The organism is Bacillus sp. PK6-013, from assembly GCF_054161445.1.
In genome coordinates, this window is record NZ_CP096417.1 from 2,918,590 (window position 1) to 2,937,645 (window position 19,056).

Below are 19,056 nucleotides of genomic sequence, written 5' to 3' on the forward strand. Positions count from 1 at the left end.
CCAGATGATGAGAATCATCGCTTTTAAACATTTAAGCACCTTGTTTCACCCTTGTTTTCATTTTTGCAATCAGCGCTTCCAGATGTTTGATCACATCCGTCAAATCGCCGCTTTCAGCGCGGCAGTTTGGACAAGCGCAGAACATCGTTCCGATCCTTGCGTCCTGGTGGACTGATTTTCTCCCGTTACATAGCGGGCACATCAAACCATCCCCTCCAGTCTATGATTGATGCCGAAAGAGCTCCCGTTCAGGACGACGAGAAAGTCCTGGCACATTTCAACCAGCCTCGTTCCGAGCGCTTCGTCTATGCTGACAATTTCTTCAACGCTTAGCTCGCTGGACAGCATGATCGGCTTATGGTTCAAATACCTGTAATTGACGACAGCATATGTCTGTTCGATCTGCCATTCCGTCGCCCGCGGCCTGCCTCCCACCGGTTTAAACAGGTCATCGAGAAACAGCACCTCGACTCGCTTCATCCGGTTCAGCTTATCCTCAAGCAATGAGAAATCCTGTTTTAAATCGTTGAATCCTTCGACAAAAGGAAAATAAAGGACGGGTACGAAATGCTTCCTCATCAGCTCATTGGCGGCGGCCGTCAGCAAATGCGTCTTCCCTGAACCGGGTCGTCCCAAGAACGCGATGCTGTTTTTGCGGCTTTCCCGGATGTCCCGGTAAGCTTGTACATATTCAACGGCGCATTCATACGCCTCTTTTACAGATTGGTGTTTTCCTTTCGTCTTGAACTGAGCAAAATTTAAGTTTTTAAATTGTTCGGTGATTTCGCTCGATTTCAACAGCTTTTGCGCTTTCCGCCATTCGCGGCAGGCGCATGATACCCATACTTCCATCGTTCCGCGCCGTTCGATAAATCCAAGTTCATCTTTGCATTTCGGACAGTCATACCGTTTTGCGGCGGATTCTTCCGGTTTGTCCCCCTGTGATAGACAGCTCCTGTTTCTCAGTTCGTCCATGATCTCTTCGATTGTTCTTTTGGACATTGTTCTCCCTCCTGACAGTTGTTTTCTCTTCCGCTTCAGCCAGCCGGCCGATTATATATTTTTCACAGTAGCTGAAGACCTTGATCGTTTCATGGCGGCTTCGGCGCCGCGCCTCATACTCTTCAAAGCATTGTTCAAGCCATTTGATTGTTTGCGGAAGAGACACTCCGCGGGCGACAATCCGGGCGATGGCCTGGTAGTCTTTTGACGAGGGATGGACAGGCTTTCCTTCCTGCAAAGACCTAAGGGCGGCAAATCGGTCTGCTATTGTTTTTATGGAAGTCATATTATGTTTTGTGTTGATTTGTGTGATATCTTTATTGGATTGGACAAGGATGTCCGCACGGCCAGTCTCTTCTGTCCGAACAGAACTGCCTGACCGGACATGGCTGGCATAGGCAAATTTCTTTGAATGTCTGACTGACAAAATCATTCCGTAAGGCGCTCTTGTGACTGCAATGTAGCCGTTTCGTTCGAGAAGAGCGAGCCATCTTCTAACCGTTTTTTCGTTGACGCCGAATTGAAGAGCCAATTCTGCGGCTTTCAGCGGTTTGTTGCCGAGCACGATGCCCCATGTCATCCCATCGCGTTCGATTTCCTTAGTTGTTGAACTGATGCACCATAAAAACAGCCAAATGGCATTGCCTATTTTCTCGTAGTGCACAGGTGTTAAAATCCCTGAGTAAACGGAAAAGGGATAGCTTTGATCGAGCGGACGGGACATTCATCTTCCCCCTTCCTTCTGCCTTCTGCGGTTCAGTCTGAGATACCGTTCGTATTGGCCTTTACGATCGAATTGGAATACAGGCTTTCCGTCTTTCGTAAAAGCGATGAATCCCCCGGCTTCGCCGAGCCGCCATTGATCAAAACGGTCTGAGCTGTAGGAAATCACAATTTTACCCATTCTGCCTCCTTGTGGATATCCGGCGGGTCCGCCATGTCTTCGCATTTGCTCTCTGTCGGCTTCCTTTGGATAGCCGTGCGTTCGAATGTGTGTGACCATCGGATGTTCAAGATTCATGACATCGCCTTCTTTCATACAGAGTTCCGTTGATACAATATGTATCCAAACAGACCTGAAAAAGATCGGGAAACAGCAATCGATCAGGCACTGAGTAAAGCGTTTCGAATTTCAGCATCGTTTCTCTGCCGGGATTGCGTGTTCCCCTTTCGATTTTGCGAACATAAACCTCGGAGAGTCCAAGCCTTTCCGACACTTGCTTTTGGGTCCATCCCCTCTTAAAACGCTCTTCGATCAACCGTTTTCGCACATGTTCTCACTCCCTGTTTTTGATACAATACGTATCTGATGATTTGATTATATATGATACACTTCTTATCATCAATGCTTTTTTGATACTTTTTTTATCATATGTTTATTTCGATACATTTTGTATCTATAATAGAGATAAACATGCCGAATTGAGGAAGAGAGGTCATTCTATGTTAGGCGGCAGACTGAAGAGCCTGAGAGGAAAACGGACACAGGAAGAAGTTGCAAAGCAGATCGGTGTATCGCGGGCCCGCTACTCCCATTACGAAAACGGAAGAAGCGAGCCGGACTATGAAACATTAAAAAAACTCGCCGATTACTATAAAGTGACGATTGACTATCTGTTGACAGGAACGGAAAAGAAAAAAACGATTGAAGACGAAATCGCAGATCCGGATCTGCAAATTGCATACCGAGACATGCAGGAATTTTCCCCCGAAAGCAGACAGCAGGCCATCGAGTTCATTCAATACTTAAAAGAAAAAGAGAAAAAACGAAAGCCCGGAGATAAACAAAACGGATAAAAAAGGAATTTCTATTAAACGTTACCTGGTGAGCGCCGATTTAATAGTTAAGACGATAAAAAAGGGAAAGATTTGCTAAAGAGGCTGCTCATCGTATATGATAGATCTGCATGAAAACATGACAGCCCCTTTGACGGGCTTTTCTTTCCCGCTAAAAACAGAACATTTGTTCGAAAGGGTGTCTCGTATTGAAGTTTTACTTATCTCACCTAGAAGAATACGTCAAAAATATGTATCAAAAGTTTGGTTTTTTTGAACCCCACCACATTGATATGAATCGCATAGCCGCTCATTTTAACATTTGGATTCACTATGAAAATGTCAACAGCATGATGATTAAGCATGACGGCATGTACAGCATCATTCTCAACAGCAGCCTTTCAAAGGAAAAGCAGTGGGAGGATTTTGCCCATGAGTTATGCCACGTATTAAAGCACGCGGGAAACCAGCTTTATATGAATCAGATGTTCAGGGAGCTGCAGGAATTCCAGGCCAATCAATTTATGTACCATTTTTGCGTCCCTACTTTTATGCTTTTAAAAATGGATTTTCCCCAGCTGCGATGCCAAGCCGCTAAAATGATCGCCGACCTCTTTAAAGTCACGGAATCGTTCGCTGTCAAACGGATCGAGCTCTTTGAAAAACGGCAAGCCGGGATCCAGTTTCATGAGGCATGGATGGCGAGCCTTTCCCAAGAGAGCGAATCAGCGAATGCTGCTCGCCTTAAAGAAGAAGACGAACTTGCACGCTACCGCCGGGAAACCCGCCGCCCGTACACAACGGCAAACGGCGTCGGCAAAATGGTCGCGGCAGAAAGCCGGCCGGCGTATATGCTGAGAAAATAAAAAACAGCCGGCTCAGCTCCCGGCTGCACTCGGCCCATATGCGATGCGGGCTCCTGCCTTCAAAGCTTTGACATAGCGGGAAAACACCTCATTTTGAGACGTTCGCCTGCCCTTTAATGTGAATTGCTCAAACATCGCCTTCCGCTGGGCAGTGCTGATTTCAAATTGCACGCTTAACCCTGTTTGGCAGCGATTGTTGATGCTTGCAGGGTTTGTACCTGAAAGATATCCCCTTTCAGCCGCCAGCTCCGCAGAAAATCCGTGCTTCTCCAATGTCTCCGCAAACAACAAGGCGCGCCTTCGATCTGTCCCCCCGATGAGCGTATGCCGGCGGAAAGGCTCGTCATATCCGTGGAACGCCAGTATGTATCGATGTCCTGCAGCCATTCGCACGGCAAGCGGGCAGTCAAAATGGGCGCTTGTCACATGAAGACTCTTATTGCCGCGCCTTTTCAATCCTTCCAATAAATAAACCGAAGAACCCGCTGCAAAAGCCCTGACAATTTCACTGATGCCCGGTTCGATCCCGCCCCCGTGGGGAGCCATCACAAGCAGTGCGCTCCCTGCATCCCGCGCAGCCACCGAATAATCGGTTCCTTCTATTTCATTTTCTGCCATCTCTGTAAAGCTGCCGTATTGGTCAGTTAAAGCCTGCTTCATCTCTTGATTTTTTGCACCTGCCTGTCCTGTTTTTATGTAGTGTACCGGGAGTCGCAGCGGTTGTAAATATGTTCCCTCTAGGAAAATAAAAATCTCTTTATGAGATTTAAAAGATTAAAGCAATTGAACCAAAATCGAAAATCACCTAAGGCACGAAAATAATTCTTCTAGTAAACACGTCGGTTTTAGAACAAGCAAATACGAAATATGATTAACAAAGTAAGGTTGCCGGCTGACAGCCTTTTTCATTTGGGATCCTATCCTCTTTGCAGCCCTTATGAAAACGCTCCAAATATGATATATGGCGATTAATTAGGTCTCGAAAAACACCTTAGGAATTTTTCAGAACGCTCTCTCCACTCCCCCCTTCCACACAAACTTTAACCCCAAAATCTCATTAATAACTCACAACCGGATATTTTTCTGATATCATGAATATACACTGCATGATTAGGAATGAATGTTTAATGATTAAAAAAACTCTCGGTACCATGTTCGCAGTGACTATGATCTTTCTGTTGATCCTCACTGTGTTTACGCTCTTATTCGGGTCTTATTATTTCGGCGTTGCCGGCTTTTTCGCGATTTTCGGCGTGACATACGAATCGCCCTGGTCGCTCTTCTGGTATATCCTTTTATCCTTTGGCCTCGGTGCGCTGTTTGAAATCCCGGAAAAGATTTTGAGCTTTATGATCGGTCATAAAGCCGTGACCTTTATGATCGAATGTTTTTTTACGTGGCTTGCCATCCATCTCGCTGATGAATTGATGGACAGCATCACCATCCCGCTGGATGTGGAAATCATCGCCTGTCTGTTTTTATTCGTCATTCAGCTGGCATTTGAAGACAACAAAGAAAGAAACCGGACATACGAGGATTGAGAAACATTCGCGAAGGGAGAATAGAACTGTGACGTTTATCATTTTAATGGCCGGAATGTTTCTTTTTATTCAACTCAAAAAACCGTTCCGCAAGAAAATCTTCGGCTACGTTTTTTTGGCCGTTTATTTAACGGTGCTCGCACTCTATACCATCAATTCCACTTTTGTTCACCTCATATCTGACAGCCTTTTGTCGATCTTGGCAGTGATCGCTGTGGCGCCGCTGCTTGCCGGCTTTCTGAAGCCTTCAGCGGATTCCCGGTGAACCGAATATGGACAAATCGTCCTTTTTCTAAAATAGGCCTTCAAAAAAGGTCTTTTTTTTCGTTAAAATTATATAGACCGATCAGTATAAAATCATAAGGGAATGATAGGATGGCAGAAAAAATGAGCAGCCGCGACAAAATATTGCGGGCGGCTTCACGATTGTTCCGCAAACAAGGCTACCATGCCACAGGTCTGAGCCAAATCACAGCCGAAAGCGGAGCGCCGCGGGGATCGCTTTATTATTATTTTCCCGGCGGCAAAGAAGAACTGGCGCAAGAGGCGATTCAATTAACCGGGGAAAGAATCAAAGCGTATATATTGTCAGCGATCAGCCGAGAAGCTGATCCTGTCAAGGCGTTTCAATCTTATATCCAGATGATGGCTGACGGAATCGAGGAATACATCATGGAAGAAAACGATGATATTCCAATCGTATCCGTCGCCGCAGAAACGTGGTCGTTCAGCGAAAGGCTCCGCCAAACTTGTGAACAGGTTTATCAAGACTGGCAGCTTGTCTATCAGGATAAACTGCTCCAGTCAGGCTACGCGCCGGAAACGGCCGAGACGCTGAGCGTCGCGATACAGGCGATGATTGAGGGTGCGTATGTGCTCTCAGTGACGAAAAAAAACGGTCGGCCCCTCAGTGCAGCCGCCGAACAAATTCCTTTTTTACTAAAACGATCATAAAGGGTGGGAAATGCAAATGGAACATGCTAAAAAAGGCTCCTTCATGATTATCGCCATTTTAATCGTCGGAAATTTTCTCGCTCTGATTAATGAGACGGTTATGAATGTGGCTTTGCCGAAGATCATCGACGATTTCGGCATTTCAGCGAATACGGCTCAGTGGCTGTCAACCGGATATATGCTCATGATCGGCATCGCTGTGCCGATTACCGCGTTTTTAATGCAGCGCTTTACGACAAGGCAGTTGTTTCTGTCTGCGATGACATTGTTTACAGCGGGAACCTTTCTGGCCGGAATCGCTCCGGTCTTCCCGCTCGTTCTCGCCGGACGGATCATCCAAGGCTCAGGTACAGGTTTGATACTGCCGCTTGTGATGAATGTGATATTGACTTTGATTCCGCCGCAAAAACGCGGAACGATGACCGGAATCCTCACGCTCGTTATTTTATTTGCCCCGGCGATCGGTCCGGTCATCTCAGGCTATATTGTCGAGCATTATTCATGGCGCGTTGTTTTCTTCATGATGCTGCCAGTATCGGTTTTCATGATTTTTTATGCGGCGTTCCGCCTGAAAAATGTAACCGAACTGACGTATCCGAAAATTGACATATTATCTATTCTTTTATCGACTGTCGGGTTTGGCGGAATCGTTTTCGGCTTCAGCAACGCCGGGGAAGCTGCAGGCTGGAGCAGTCCGAAAGTGATCATCGGACTGGCAGCCGGTGTCATCGGATTAATATTGTTCGTCATGCGCCAGCTCAAATTGAAAGTGCCGATGCTTGATATGAGGCCGTTTCAGTCAAAAATATTTTCCGTCTCGGTTATCCTGATGTGGATCGTGATGATGCTGCAGTTTTCGATGATGCTGATTTTGCCGCTTTACTTCCAGATGGCGCTTGAGCTGTCACCGCTTTATACAGGCATTCTTATGCTGCCGGGCGGCCTTGTCCTGGCGATGACATCTCTTGTTGCAGGACGCCTGTTTGATAAGCTTGGCTTTAAACCGCTGTTGATCACCGGGTTGATCATTGTGATTGCCGTCCTTTCGCTGTTTACGAATATTTCAAGCGATACGCCGATGGCGGCGGGAATGATGCTGTACGCCGGCTTCACACTCGGCGTCGGGTTAACGATGGCTCCGATCATGACGCTCGGTTTAAACCAGGTGCCCAAACCGCTGTACCCGCATGGCTCGGCGATTATGAATACGGTCAATCAAGTGTCAGGGGCCATCGGTCCGGCATTGTACACGACAATTCTGACGACCGTTTCGAATCGCTTTATCGCGCATTCTTCAGGAGCCAGCCGTCAGGAGCTGCACATGCAAGGTATGACAGAAGGCGTTCATATGGTTTATTTCGTAGCTATCGTCTTTGCAGCAGCTGCTCTTGTGATTTCGGTTTTTGTGAAAAGCAGTCGCGGGGAACATCATCCAGCATAAACATCGATCCATCAAAAAAATGCAGGAGGCATGAAGCGCCTCCTGCATTTTTTGATATTAGTTTAAAATTTTGACCTTTACGGTTTTGACGCCCCAATTGAAAGCGTCTTTTTTATCTGGAATAAATACGTCTATTTTATGGCCTTTAATGGCGCCTCCGGTGTCTTCAGCCGTCGCTTCGCCGTAGCCTTCCACATATACTTTCGTACCGAGCGGAATCACGCTTGGATCAACCGCGATGACTTTAGCGTCACGGTTCGCATTCAGGTCGACTCCCGTTTTTGTGATGCCTGAAATGCCCCCGTCATTTGCCGTATACGCAGTTGCTGTCACTGTGATTTCCTTTTGCACGTTGACAGGCTGATCGTTTTGTTTTTGCGCGGACTCTTGTTTCACAGGCGCTGCAGCAGCAGCCTCTCCTGCTTCTCCATTTATCGCAATCGTTTGCCCTGCAATAATCAGGTCCGACTTCAGATTGTTCCGTTTTTGAAGATCGCTTACAGTTACACCGAACTCTTTTGCGATTTTTGAGAGCGTGTCCCCTGGCTGAACGGTGTACTGCTTTTCTTCAGATTTTTCTTCTTGAGAAGAAATGTTCAGCTTTTGACCCGGTAAAATCAGATCTGATGAAAGCTGATTCCATTTTTTTAAGTCCTTGAGGTTCATTCCGTAGTTTTGAGAAATCCCCCAGAGCGTGTCTCCTTTTTGAACTTCGATTTCTTTTGCTGAGGCAGTCGCTCCGAATGCAGTCGCCGACATAGCTGCGGCTGCAGCCAAGGACATGATTGTCTTCTTCATAAGTTAAATCCTCCCTTGTTAGCCCTTTTGAAACTAACAGGGAAAATCGTAACACAGCAAAATGTCACCGCTATGACAGATTGATGCGAATTTCGTTACAGATTTTTTACTGATAAAGTTTGATTTTATGTAAAATTCTGATTTTCAACAACATGATTCCTTTATGTTTCAGACGTCCTCTTTCCTGCTCTTGACGCTGGTTCAAGCTGGAATTCTTTTTCAGTATAAGATGTTTTTTCAACATGGGGCTTTTGTGTTTATGAGAAGAGAAATTCGGGAAAACGAATCAATAGACGTAATTTATTTTCCTAAACATATAACCCCAGTCGCTTTTATGTCGTCATATATTAGAAAACAGCGGAGGAAAATTTTTCTCGCAAATCTCTTGTAATCCATCTGTAATTATTGTAACATTTGTAACATAAGAGATATATTTAAGGAGAGAGGAACATGAAAAAGTTAATCGTTTGTTTATTAGCTGTTTTACTCATCTTACCTGCCGGAGCATCTCTCGCAGCGAAAAACCAAACATCAGGGAATTTAACAAATAAACAAGTCATGCAAATGACTTTGCAGGCACGGGAGCACTTTTGGAATACGATGAGCGGCCACAATCCAAAAGCGAAAAACTCAACTTGCCAAACCAAAACATTTGAATACCGCGGTCTTCCATATACGTATATGTGCAGTGAATTCAGCACAAAAGCAAAGTTAACAGATTACTTGGCACCGGTTTTCACAAAAGACGCCATTAAAAAAGGATTTGAAAAATACAACATTATGTCTTATAAAGGAAAAATGGCCGTTCCTGTCGGCGATGGGGACAACCTCTTAGGATGGGACAAAGCAACAATCAAACTGATTTCTCAAAAAAACAATACCCGCACCTATGAATTTTCCGTACCGGCATTGGATGGATCAGTGACTGCGAAAAGAAAGATCACGTTTGTGAAAGAAGACAACAAATGGAAAATCAATCAGCTCGATGCTGCCATCTAAACGAAAAAAGCTAATGTCTAAAAACGGACATTAGCTTTTTTCCGTCAAACGGTCAGCTCAACGATGTTGCCGTCAGGATCCAGGATGACGCTTTCATAATACCCGTCACCCGTGACGCGCGGCTTTCCGGCAACCTGGTATCCTTCCTTTTCAAAGCGGCTCGTCATCTCGTCAACCTCTTGCCGCGACCCTAAGGAAAACGCCATATGTGCATAGCCGGAAGCGTTTTCCTCTCCTTTTGCAAGGTCGGGACGTCTCATCAGCTCAAGCCGTGTTCCCGATTCAAACTGAATGAAATAGGATTCGAAATGCTTTTTCGGATTGACGTATTTTTCATTCGCCTTTCCGTGAAAAAACCGGGTATAAAAGTCTTTCATTTCCTCTAAATTGTTCGTCCATATAGCGATGTGTTCGATTTTCATAAAATCTCCCTCCCATTTCATCATACCATATAGACCCTCTGCCTTTTTTTACACCTTTTTAAATTGATAAGTATTCATAAAAATCCCGATGCAGATCATGAAGGCGCCGATCAGGATGCTGATTGTGACCGGTTCATGCAGCTGCAGCCAGCCGAATAAAAGGCCTAATACGGGAACAAACATTAAAGCCATCGATGCTTTTGACGCTTCGATTTGATTCAGGATCCAAAACCAAATGACGAACGTCAAAGCCGTAGAGAATAAACCGTTAAATAAAAGAGATAAGATCGCTTCATTTGACCAGTGAATCGGCCGGGACGGTTCCAGTATAAAAGAGAAGATCAATAACATCACCGCCCCTGTGAGAAGCTGCCATGCATTCATATGAATCATATCTGTATCTTTAAATTTCAGTTTGCTGTATACATTGGCGATGCCCCAGCTGAGCGCTGCGATTAAAACACAAAGCTCTCCAAATATGACATTTTGATCAACATGCAGAATCCCTCCTCCTAATATAAACAAAAGACCGATCAACCCGGAAAATAAACCGAGCATTTTATACACATTGATTTTCTCGTTTAATTTAAAATGACTGATGACAGTGACAAAAATCGGCATGGTATACACCAATACAGACGTTTTTCCCGAATCGACAAACTGCATGCCGTAAGTTAACACCCCCATATAACCTAAACCCATCAATAAACTCATCACCAGATAATGCTTGATATTCTCCTTTCCTATTGAACGCTTCCTTCCTTTGATCAAGAGAATTACAAACAAAGGAACGGCTCCAATGAACAGCCGCAGTGCCGAAAATAAAACAGGGGGAATGTCAGTGATTGCGATTTTCATCGTCACCCAGGTATACCCCCAAATAAGTGTTACAGAGATGATCCCCAACAGTACTTTAAACATAAACCGTCACCTTTCTTCTTTGTTTCATGTACAGCATATGCTATATTGGATGATAACTGAAATACATTTTTATTATCGGAGGTATAACCATTTGGTTATGAACATGAACAGCCTTCACATCTTTGTGAAAGTCGCGGAGACACTAAATATGACAGAAGCCGCCAACGAGCTGTATATTTCACAGCCGGCCGTGAGCAAAGCCATAAAAACCATGGAAACGTCGCTCGGGGTCAAATTGTTGATTCGGGATAAACAGAACAAGTTAAAGCTTACTGACGCGGGAATGGAAATCGCCGTACTGGCCAGACAGATGATTGTGATTGAAAACAAAATATACCAGGTGGCCGATCAAGAAAATCATCTGCTCAGGGGGAAAGTCAAAGTTGGCTCGTTCCCCGCCGTCTCAGCGAATATTTTGCCGCAGGCTATCGCCTCCTTCAGGTCAAAGTATCCGCTCGTACAAATCGAGCTGGTCGAAGGAACCTCCGACCAAATCAAGCAATGGGTCGAAACACGCCTGGTTGATTTAGGCATCGTCGCCTCTCCCTTTGACGGTTTCGAAAGTCAAGTATTGTTTCAAGACCGGATGGCGGCCGTCATCCCTGAGCAATATCATCACTTAAAAGACGCACCTTTCATTGATCTGAAAAAACATCAAAATGAATTGATCTTTTGCAAGGGCGGGCACGAAGTCGCGGTATCTCAAATCTTTCAAAAACACCGCCTCGAATTAAAAGAAAATCTGACTGTGCAAAACGCGGAAACATTGGTCAATATGGTCAATAACAACTTGGGGATCGGCTTGATTTCTAACTTTTCGCTTTCCTCCGTATCCCATCGGTTGATCAAAAAAGACATCTCTCCTCAAATTATCCGCGAGGTCGGCATGATTACACCCTCATTTGAAGAAGCAACACCGGCGGCTGCCGAGTTTATGAAAATGATCATCGAGTCGGAAACGGTTCGATCATTTTCGTGAACAGAAAACGCCTCAGCACCGATCAAAGGGCTGAGGCGTTTTTTAAAAAATGCTCATCAATCATGGAAATTCGTTCCGTCCGTCGTTTCTTTAACAATTCCGGCGCGGATGACGAAATCTCCGAAATGTTCTCCTTCATTGCGTTCTTTCGCATAGCGCGGAAGAATGTCGCGAAGTTCTTTTAAAATTTCTTCTTCACCGATGTTTTCCCGGTACATTTTACTTAGACGGCTGCCGTCAAAAGCGGCGCCGAGGTACATGTTGTACTTGCCAGGGGCTTTTCCGATGAAGCCGATTTCGCCGAGCGCATGGCGGGCGCAGCCGTTCGGGCATCCCGTCATGCGGATGGTAATCTCTTCATTCTTCAAGCCGTTTTCTTCAATGATTTCATCAATTTTGTCAATCAGCTTTGGCAAATATCGTTCCGCTTCGGCCATCGCCAATCCGCACGTCGGCAGTGCGACGCATGCGATCGAGCTGCGGCGGAGCGCTGTATAATGCCTGCCGTCAGTCAAACCAAACTGTTCGATCAGTTCGCTGATCTTTTTCTTCTTTTGGCTTGTGACATTGGCAATGATCAAGTTTTGATTGGCTGTGAGGCGGATATCGCCGGTATGAACTTTGGCGATCTCCCTTAAGCCGGTCATCAGCTTGTAATCATCATAATCAGTGACGCGGCCGCCCTCAACAAACATTGTAAAGTGCCATCTTCCGTTTACACCCTTTACCCAGCCGTAGCGGTCGCCGTTATGCTCGAAATGATACGGCTTTGCTTCAGCGAGGCTCCAGCCGAGGCGGTTTTCCAGCTCGTTTTTGACCGTTTCCAAGCCGAGGCGGTCAATTGTGTACTTGAAGCGGGCATTTTTGCGAACCGAGCGGTTTCCGTAGTCCCGCTGAATCGTAATCGTTTTTTCGGCGACATCATATAACTGATCAGGCTTGCAGAAGCCAATGACTTTGGCAAGCTGCGGATACGTTGCTTTGTCTCCATGGGTCATGCCCATGCCGCCGCCGATCGCGACGTTGAAGCCGATGAGTTTGTCATCCTCCACAATCGCGATAAACCCAAGATCCTGGGAAAATACGTCGATATCATTTGACGGCGGAACGGCGATGCCGATTTTGAATTTCCGCGGCAGATACAGCGGTCCGTACATCGGTTCGACTTCTTCCGCATCAGGCGTGCCGGCCACTTTTTCTTCATCAAGCCAGATTTCATGATACGCACGTGTGCGCGGCAGGAGGTCATCACTCAGCTTTTTCGACCATTCATACACTTCTCTGTGGATTTCTGATTGATACGGATTGGAAGCGCACATGACGTTCCGGTTAACATCCCCGCATGCTGCAATCGTATCCAGCATGGCTGAATGGATCGATTGAATCGTTTTTTTCATGTTCCATTTTAAAATGCCGTGCATTTGGAAGGTTTCCCGGGTTGTCAGCTTCAATGTGCCATTTCCGTATTTCCGGGCAAGCTCATCCATGACAAGCCACTGCTCAGGCGTTGCGACACCGCCCGGCATCCGGACGCGCAGCATGAACTGATACGCCGGCTCAAGCTTTTGCTTTTGACGCTCATTGCGGAGATCGCGGTCATCCTGCAAATAGCTGCCATGATGCTTCATCAGACGGTTGTCGTCATCGGAAATTCCGGCTGAAAGCGGCTCAAGCATCGATTCCTTCAGGGTGCCGCGCAAATAGTTGCTTTCTTTCTTAATGCGTTCTACATCACTCGGCGGGCCTTCAGGCGCTTTTAATATTTCGTTCCCCATGTTGAAAAAGTCCCCTTTCAATCAAAATCAGTATACATCGCGCTGATAACGTTTTTGCTTTTTCATTTCTGCCAGATAGGCTTCAGCTTCCTCGCGGCTTTTGCCGCCTTCTTTTTCGATAATTTCAAGCAATGCGTTCTGAACATCTTTGGCCATGTTGTTCTTGTCGCCGCAAACGTAGAAAGCCGCTCCTTCTTCAAGCCACTCAAACAGTTCTTTGCTGTGCTCAAGCATGCGGTGCTGTACATATACTTTTTCTTCCGTATCCCGCGAGAACGCGACATCCATTTTTGTCAGCACGCCGTCACTCAGCCACTTTTGCCATTCTGTCTGATATAAGAAATCGGTGACGAAGTGCTGGTCGCCGAAGAACATCCACGATTTCCCCGGTGCTCCGGTTTCTTCGCGCTCCTGCATAAATGACCTAAACGGCGCAACACCTGTGCCCGGACCGACCATGATAATCGGAGCCTCCGGATTTTCCGGCAGCTTAAAGTTTTTATTCGGCTGAATAAAAACAGGCAGCGTGTCGCCAGGCTGAAGGCGTTCAGCACATAAAACCGAGCAGACCCCTTTTCGGTCTCTGCCGTGCGTATTGTAGCGGACAGCGCCGATCGTCAAATGCACCTCATCCGGATTTGCAGCGAAGCTTGATGCGATCGAATAAAGACGCGGCGGAATTTTTCGAAGAATCGAAACAAAATCCTGCGGAGCTACTGCGATCGGACCGAAATCCTGAACGAAATCAATCAGGTCGCGGCCTGCGATATATGCTTTTAATTGATCCGCGTTTTCCTGAGCGACAAGCTCGCGTAGCTTTTCATTTGCAATGAGTTCTGCCGCCTGCTGAATAAATTTTTTTGTCAGCACCGTAATTTCATAGTAAGAAGTCAACGCTTCTTTCAGGGAAAGGTTTTCCCCTTGATCAACCGTGACGGTAGCATTCGGATCCCATTTCAGCTCGGCCAGCAGCATGTCGACGAGTTCCGGGTCATTTTCCGGAAAAATGCCGAGCGCATCGCCAGGTTCATAAGTCAGGCCTGAGCCTTCGAGCGATAATTCAAGGTGGCGCGTTTCTTTATTTGATCCGCGGCCGTTTAAATTCAAATTTTCCAGCACTTCCGCTCTGAACGGATTTTTTCTCGAATATACCGTTTCTCCTCCTGCTGCTTGCGGTGCTGCCGTTTGAGCAGGTGCTGAGCTTGCGCCCTGTTCCTGTCCTTCGTTTAAACTTGAGATGACACCCTCAAGCCATGCTGCAGCCGGTTCATCATAATCGAGATCGCAATCGACGCGCGGATGGAGCCTTGTGCCCCCCAGCTCACCAAGCCGCTGATCAAACTCTTTTCCGGTCTGGCAGAAAAATTCATACGACGTGTCGCCAAGAGCCAGCACAGAATAACGGAAATCATCGAGCTTCGGAGCCCGTCTGCCATGGAGAAATTCATGGAATGACAGCGCGTTGTCCGGCGGATCCCCTTCTCCGTGCGTGCTGACGACGATGAGAAGGTTTTTTAATTTTTTCAATTGGTTCGGCTTAAAATCGCTCATTGCAGAGACGGTGACTTGAAAGCCCCGTTCTGTAAGCGTCTTAGCCGCGTTTTCAGCAAGTCCCTGTGCATTTCCTGTCTGCGACCCGAATAAAATGGTCACTTCTTTGGAAACAGGCTGGGCCGGACTTGCAGCCGGAGCTTCCGCCGGCAATGTTTCAAGCGCCGCCGCGGCATCGGCGGTTTGCACAGCCGCCAGATAACCGCTCAGCCAGGCTTTTTGTGATGCCGTCAAAGTTGGCAGAAGGCGGTTGAGGAGCTCTGCCTGCTCCTGGTTAAAAGGACTGTTCATTACCTGAAGTTGCAACGATATCCACCTCACTAAGGAATAAAAAAATTATGACTTGTTTGAAACGGAAAAGGATTACATTCATCATATATCCACTATTCCTATAAATCAAATCGGTTTTATTGACGCAAAACATCTGTCGATCACGGCTTTGCTGCAAAGAAATATTGTAAGCGCTCACTCACCACGTCCCCTTTACCGCTCGGCGTCAGCCTGCTTCAAACCAAACATTCCTAAAAAAGATTCTAATTTAAAGTTTACTGGAATACTCAACATTAGTAAAATATATATTAATTATCACAGCTATTAAGAATTTTAATAAAGGAGAGATTCGTGTGCATTATGATGCGCTGAAGACATTCGTTACCCTTGCAGAAGTCAAAAATTTCACAAAAACGGCCGAGCTTCTTCTCATGTCGCAGCCGAGCGTGAGCATGCACATTAAAAATCTTGAAAAAGAGTTCCAGACGAAATTATTTGAACGCTCTCCGAAATATTTGAAAATCACGCCGACCGGTGAAATTTTATACGATCGCGCCAAACAAATGATCACCATATATGAACAAACGCGGCAGGACATTCTCGATCACCACAACTCGATCAAAGGCGAGCTGAAAATCGGCGCAAGCTTCACAATCGGCGAATACATTTTGCCATCGCTCTTGTTCGACCTTCAAAAAGAATATCCTGAGCTCGAACTCAAGGCCGTCATTGGAAACACGGAAGAAATCGTGCAGTCCGTCCGCCTGTACAAAGTGGACATCGGCTTGATCGAAGGCCAGACAAATGAAAAAGAGCTTTCTGTCCACGCCTTTATGCAGGACGAGTTGTTTATCACCGCTTCAAGTGATCACCCGCTTGCCGCCAAACAGGACGTGACAATGGCCGATCTGCAAAATCAAACGTGGGTAACACGCGAAGTCGGCTCAGGTACACGCGAATACTTAAACCATGTCATCCGTTCAAACGGTTTGAAAGTCAAGTCGTTTCTGACGATCAGCAGCAACCAGGGGATCAAAGAAACGCTCATGACAGGCATCGGACTGTCACTCCTGTCTGAAAGCGTCATTGAAAGAGACGTGCAGCATGGAAACCTTTCCGTGCTCCGGCTGAAAAATCAAACCTTTACCAGGACGCTTTCATATATATATTCACCCGTTATGCAAGACAAAAAAAATGTAAAAACCTTTATTAACGCTTTGAACCAAAGAACAGCTTCGGAATGATGATCCGTTCTTCCTGCCCGCTTCACGAAATGTTTGTTTTCGTTTGTCCAATGTGTGAATCATCACTGGAAACGATTGACTGCCGGCTGGAGATGCCATATCCTGGAACTATCACATAGGAAAAGAGATGATGGTTATGAAGTGGTTAAGTAAAAGTTTAGTTGCTTCATCATTACTGGCAGGTATGCTTGCTGTTTCGGGAAGTCCCATGCATGTACAAGCCCAGGAACTCTCTAAAACTGAAAGTCTCTCTTCTCACGCATCTGCACAAGGAATCTTCGCCCCTCAGGCGATCGTCATCAACAGGCCGATGAAAGTCGGACAGGAAGATCAATACGTCGGCATTTCAAACGTGTCCTACAGCGGCAGCGCCATTACCGTCAGCGTCACCTCGGACCGCGTGTACGTAAAAGCCGTCAGCCCAGGCAAAGCGACATTTTCGTATCTCAATTCATTGGGACAGCTGGTCATCAACAATATTACGGTCACCCGATAACACTTAAATCCGCGGGAGAAATCTCCTTCCCGCGGATGTTTGATCAACTCCAACATTCACCGCGTCTATTCTAAAATAAAAACACCAATCAGATAGAATTGGTGTTTTTGCCGTCAACGTATTTAATTATTTTCGCCGGATTTCCGCCGACGATGGCATTGTCCGGGACATCTTTTGTCACGACGGCTCCGGAAGCTATCACTGCATTGTCGCCGACCTTGACGCCGGGATTGATGACCGCTCTGCCGCCAATCCAGACGTTACGTCCGATGATGACAGGTATCCCGTACTCCGCACCGCTTATCCTTTCGGACGGATCAAGCGGATGGGACGCCGTATAAATATGAACGCCCGGTCCGAGCATACAATGATCGCCTATCCGGATTTCGCATACATCGAGGAAAACACAGTCAAAATTGGCGAAGAAATTTTCCCCGACATGTATATTAAAACCGTAATCACAGCGAAACACCGGTTCGATGTGGAGCGTTTCCCCTGTTGAACCAAACAGCTCTTTGATCAGCTTGGTCCTTTTATTGTCGTCGATTTCGTTCGAATGGTTGAATTCATTCGTAATGTTGCGCGCCTTGAGTCTGTCATGGCACAGCACCGGATCAGAAGCAAGATAAAGCTCTCCGTCCAGCATTTTTTGCTTTTCTGTTTTCATTGGTTTTTTAGTCTCCTTAACTGCATTTTGATATTGGCTACATCAATTGCAACACGAGATTGAACACTTTTACAATAAAATAGACATTGATGAGCAGCAAAAGCAAGATAACAGCCTTCCGCTTCTCATGTTTAATTTCATAAACGAATTTCCACATAAAAAAGATTGCTAAAAATACGATTAAAATACTATCAACACTTTTAAGTATCAGATCCATCCAATTCCTGCTCCCTTTTGACTTCTATATAAGACAATATTTTCATAACGCGCGGCGTACTGCAAGACTCTTTCCCAGCTCTCAAAAAAAAAATCGAAAAACTGTTGACGAACCCATCTAATCTGCATATAATAGAACTTGTCAGCAAAACAAATACCCAGTGTTACATATCATGATTCCGTAGCTCAGCTGGGAGAGCGCTACCTTGACAGGGTAGAGGTCGCTGGTTCGAGCCCAGTCGGAATCATACCGAATCGAAACGGCAGGAAAACGTTGATTTTCAACGGAGTTCCTGCCGTTTTTGCGTTTGATTTTTTTCAATTCCCACCTCTCGACACTCTGTCTTCATTCCACAAAAAACAGCCTCTATTTGAAAGAGTTATGGTAAAATATTCTTTGTACAAAGTTCGGGCTCACTCAAGGGAAGTTGGCTCATCCCCTATGAAAGGGGGTGATGCTTATGACAGCATACGAAACAATCTCGTTAATGATTGCTTTCGGCATGTTAATTGCCGTGTTGTCGAAGAAAGAAAAATAGACTTCCCTTGAGCCCTGGTAAAGTTCAAAGGGAAGTCTATATTTAAAATGACTGAGCCAAGCCCTTGTTGGGCCGCTTTGTACACTCGACTCGACTGTTGGCGCAGTCGGGTCTTTTTTATTTTATGCATTTCTTTTTAAAAAATACACCTGAACGTTTGAGCGATACGTTGATGACACACCTGTGGTCTTTTTATGATTTTGACAGTCTATCTTCAAATTCATATTACCAATTTCAACCCACTAAATCAACTAATAGTGTCATCCACCTCTCGGGATAAATGAAAATATTCGAGCGTAAACCGTGCTTCTTCTTCCAACGCTTTTGAACATCCACATTATTTGTTCATAATTCACAACATCCAAAATACTCCAAAATAAGTCGAATTAATCACTTCCAACTCTTTACAATTCAGACGAAAAAATGACTTTTGTTTGATTGTTTTTTAAATATGGATATTTTCTGGGTTTTTCGCTTTATTTCAGGACTACAAAACAAGTCCTTTGTCTGATTGAGAGAGACCGAACCCCTGCTAAAATAAAGTGCGTGTTGTTGGGAAATATTTCTCAAAGGAGGACCGATTGTTAAAGGACATCGAG

General features: G+C 45.7%; 24 protein-coding genes and 1 tRNA gene. 12 read left to right on the plus strand and 13 right to left on the minus strand.

What is annotated here, in order from left to right:
• Window positions 1-31 precede the first annotated feature (31 nt).
• From M1E03_RS14745 to M1E03_RS14765, 5 genes are read right to left on the minus strand one after another with little or no spacing between them, the layout of a single operon-like run.
• Window positions 32-202 carry a hypothetical protein gene (locus M1E03_RS14745; protein ID WP_023856713.1) on the minus strand — a complete coding sequence of 57 codons (171 nt, stop codon included), beginning with the start codon at window positions 200-202 and terminating at the stop codon, window positions 32-34.
• The gene (locus M1E03_RS14750; RefSeq protein WP_025811606.1) at window positions 202-1,002 is read right to left on the minus strand and encodes an ATP-binding protein; all 801 of its coding nucleotides are present in this window, start codon (window positions 1,000-1,002) and stop codon (window positions 202-204) included. Before M1E03_RS14750 ends, M1E03_RS14745 begins: the two co-directional genes overlap by 1 nt.
• A complete protein-coding gene (locus M1E03_RS14755; protein ID WP_023856711.1) occupies window positions 902-1,726 on the minus strand; it encodes a helix-turn-helix domain-containing protein in 825 nt (274 codons plus the stop codon). The genes M1E03_RS14750 and M1E03_RS14755 overlap by 101 nt, the downstream gene beginning before the upstream one ends.
• On the minus strand, window positions 1,727-2,023 hold the full coding sequence (locus tag M1E03_RS14760) for a hypothetical protein (RefSeq protein ID WP_033155144.1): 297 nt from the start codon (window positions 2,021-2,023) through the stop codon (window positions 1,727-1,729).
• Window positions 2,013-2,273, minus strand: coding sequence for a helix-turn-helix transcriptional regulator (locus M1E03_RS14765; protein ID WP_023856709.1), 261 nt, complete (start codon window positions 2,271-2,273; stop codon window positions 2,013-2,015). Before M1E03_RS14765 ends, M1E03_RS14760 begins: the two co-directional genes overlap by 11 nt.
• A gap of 172 nt (window positions 2,274-2,445) precedes the next feature.
• On the opposite strand from M1E03_RS14765, the gene xre reads away from it, so the two are divergent.
• Entirely contained in the window at window positions 2,446-2,799 is a 354-nt protein-coding gene (xre, locus tag M1E03_RS14770) for an HTH-type transcriptional regulator Xre (protein ID WP_020451005.1), read from the plus strand.
• 188 nt (window positions 2,800-2,987) lie between these two features.
• Entirely contained in the window at window positions 2,988-3,644 is a 657-nt protein-coding gene (locus tag M1E03_RS14775; RefSeq protein ID WP_020451004.1) for an ImmA/IrrE family metallo-endopeptidase, read from the plus strand.
• Window positions 3,645-3,656: 12 nt separating this feature from the next.
• Here the strand turns inward: M1E03_RS14775 and M1E03_RS14780 are convergent, their stop codons facing one another.
• The gene (locus M1E03_RS14780; RefSeq protein ID WP_020451003.1) at window positions 3,657-4,304 is read right to left on the minus strand and encodes a poly-gamma-glutamate hydrolase family protein; all 648 of its coding nucleotides are present in this window, start codon (window positions 4,302-4,304) and stop codon (window positions 3,657-3,659) included.
• 467 nt (window positions 4,305-4,771) lie between these two features.
• Between M1E03_RS14780 and M1E03_RS14785 the strand changes: the two genes are divergently transcribed.
• The 4 genes from M1E03_RS14785 to M1E03_RS14800 all read left to right on the plus strand — a co-directional run bounded on the left by M1E03_RS14785 (window position 4,772) and on the right by M1E03_RS14800 (window position 7,580).
• The gene (locus M1E03_RS14785; RefSeq protein WP_020451002.1) at window positions 4,772-5,185 is read left to right on the plus strand and encodes a regulatory YrvL family protein; all 414 of its coding nucleotides are present in this window, start codon (window positions 4,772-4,774) and stop codon (window positions 5,183-5,185) included.
• A 28-nt stretch (window positions 5,186-5,213) separates the two neighbouring features.
• Window positions 5,214-5,450 carry a hypothetical protein gene (locus M1E03_RS14790; RefSeq protein ID WP_048350210.1) on the plus strand — a complete coding sequence of 79 codons (237 nt, stop codon included), beginning with the start codon at window positions 5,214-5,216 and terminating at the stop codon, window positions 5,448-5,450.
• 110 nt (window positions 5,451-5,560) lie between these two features.
• Window positions 5,561-6,139, plus strand: coding sequence for a TetR/AcrR family transcriptional regulator (locus tag M1E03_RS14795; RefSeq protein ID WP_026579874.1), 579 nt, complete (start codon window positions 5,561-5,563; stop codon window positions 6,137-6,139).
• Between the two features lie 16 nt (window positions 6,140-6,155).
• Window positions 6,156-7,580: a DHA2 family efflux MFS transporter permease subunit gene (locus tag M1E03_RS14800; RefSeq protein ID WP_026579875.1), complete on the plus strand. Its 1,425-nt coding sequence runs from the start codon at window positions 6,156-6,158 to the stop codon at window positions 7,578-7,580.
• A 57-nt stretch (window positions 7,581-7,637) separates the two neighbouring features.
• Here the strand turns inward: M1E03_RS14800 and M1E03_RS14805 are convergent, their stop codons facing one another.
• Window positions 7,638-8,378, minus strand: a complete 741-nt coding sequence (locus M1E03_RS14805) for a 3D domain-containing protein (protein ID WP_026579876.1) — start codon at window positions 8,376-8,378, stop codon at window positions 7,638-7,640.
• Window positions 8,379-8,828: 450 nt separating this feature from the next.
• On the opposite strand from M1E03_RS14805, the gene M1E03_RS14810 reads away from it, so the two are divergent.
• On the plus strand, window positions 8,829-9,377 hold the full coding sequence (locus tag M1E03_RS14810) for an IseA DL-endopeptidase inhibitor family protein (RefSeq protein WP_023856702.1): 549 nt from the start codon (window positions 8,829-8,831) through the stop codon (window positions 9,375-9,377).
• A 44-nt stretch (window positions 9,378-9,421) separates the two neighbouring features.
• Here M1E03_RS14810 and M1E03_RS14815 read toward each other — a convergent pair whose 3' ends face one another.
• Together M1E03_RS14815 and M1E03_RS14820 are read right to left on the minus strand one after the other, a co-directional pair.
• Window positions 9,422-9,799: a VOC family protein gene (locus tag M1E03_RS14815; RefSeq protein WP_023856701.1), complete on the minus strand. Its 378-nt coding sequence runs from the start codon at window positions 9,797-9,799 to the stop codon at window positions 9,422-9,424.
• A 48-nt stretch (window positions 9,800-9,847) separates the two neighbouring features.
• Window positions 9,848-10,720 carry a DMT family transporter gene (locus tag M1E03_RS14820; RefSeq protein ID WP_023856700.1) on the minus strand — a complete coding sequence of 291 codons (873 nt, stop codon included), beginning with the start codon at window positions 10,718-10,720 and terminating at the stop codon, window positions 9,848-9,850.
• 91 nt (window positions 10,721-10,811) lie between these two features.
• On the opposite strand from M1E03_RS14820, the gene M1E03_RS14825 reads away from it, so the two are divergent.
• Entirely contained in the window at window positions 10,812-11,699 is an 888-nt protein-coding gene (locus M1E03_RS14825; protein WP_023856699.1) for a LysR family transcriptional regulator, read from the plus strand.
• A 56-nt stretch (window positions 11,700-11,755) separates the two neighbouring features.
• Here the strand turns inward: M1E03_RS14825 and cysI are convergent, their stop codons facing one another.
• Both cysI and M1E03_RS14835 read right to left on the minus strand, forming a co-directional pair.
• Window positions 11,756-13,474, minus strand: a complete 1,719-nt coding sequence (gene cysI, locus M1E03_RS14830; protein WP_020450993.1) for an assimilatory sulfite reductase (NADPH) hemoprotein subunit — start codon at window positions 13,472-13,474, stop codon at window positions 11,756-11,758.
• 27 nt (window positions 13,475-13,501) lie between these two features.
• A complete protein-coding gene (locus M1E03_RS14835) occupies window positions 13,502-15,331 on the minus strand; it encodes an assimilatory sulfite reductase (NADPH) flavoprotein subunit (protein WP_035338948.1) in 1,830 nt (609 codons plus the stop codon).
• Between the two features lie 317 nt (window positions 15,332-15,648).
• On the opposite strand from M1E03_RS14835, the gene M1E03_RS14840 reads away from it, so the two are divergent.
• Together M1E03_RS14840 and M1E03_RS14845 are read left to right on the plus strand one after the other, a co-directional pair.
• Window positions 15,649-16,539 (plus strand): LysR family transcriptional regulator, encoded by an 891-nt coding sequence (locus tag M1E03_RS14840; RefSeq protein ID WP_075212752.1) that lies wholly within the window; start codon window positions 15,649-15,651, stop codon window positions 16,537-16,539.
• 136 nt (window positions 16,540-16,675) lie between these two features.
• Window positions 16,676-17,035, plus strand: coding sequence for a hypothetical protein (locus M1E03_RS14845; protein ID WP_023856697.1), 360 nt, complete (start codon window positions 16,676-16,678; stop codon window positions 17,033-17,035).
• An 88-nt stretch (window positions 17,036-17,123) separates the two neighbouring features.
• On the opposite strand, the gene M1E03_RS14850 is transcribed toward M1E03_RS14845, so the two are convergent.
• Window positions 17,124-17,702 (minus strand): maltose acetyltransferase domain-containing protein, encoded by a 579-nt coding sequence (locus M1E03_RS14850; RefSeq protein ID WP_075212753.1) that lies wholly within the window; start codon window positions 17,700-17,702, stop codon window positions 17,124-17,126.
• Between the two features lie 37 nt (window positions 17,703-17,739).
• A complete protein-coding gene (locus M1E03_RS14855; RefSeq protein ID WP_011197793.1) occupies window positions 17,740-17,919 on the minus strand; it encodes a hypothetical protein in 180 nt (59 codons plus the stop codon).
• 174 nt (window positions 17,920-18,093) lie between these two features.
• Here M1E03_RS14855 and M1E03_RS14860 point away from each other — a divergent pair.
• Window positions 18,094-18,166 (plus strand) — tRNA-Val (locus tag M1E03_RS14860).
• 240 nt (window positions 18,167-18,406) lie between these two features.
• Window positions 18,407-18,457 (plus strand): hypothetical protein, encoded by a 51-nt coding sequence (locus tag M1E03_RS14865; protein WP_228767678.1) that lies wholly within the window; start codon window positions 18,407-18,409, stop codon window positions 18,455-18,457.
• Window positions 18,458-19,056 lie beyond the last annotated feature (599 nt).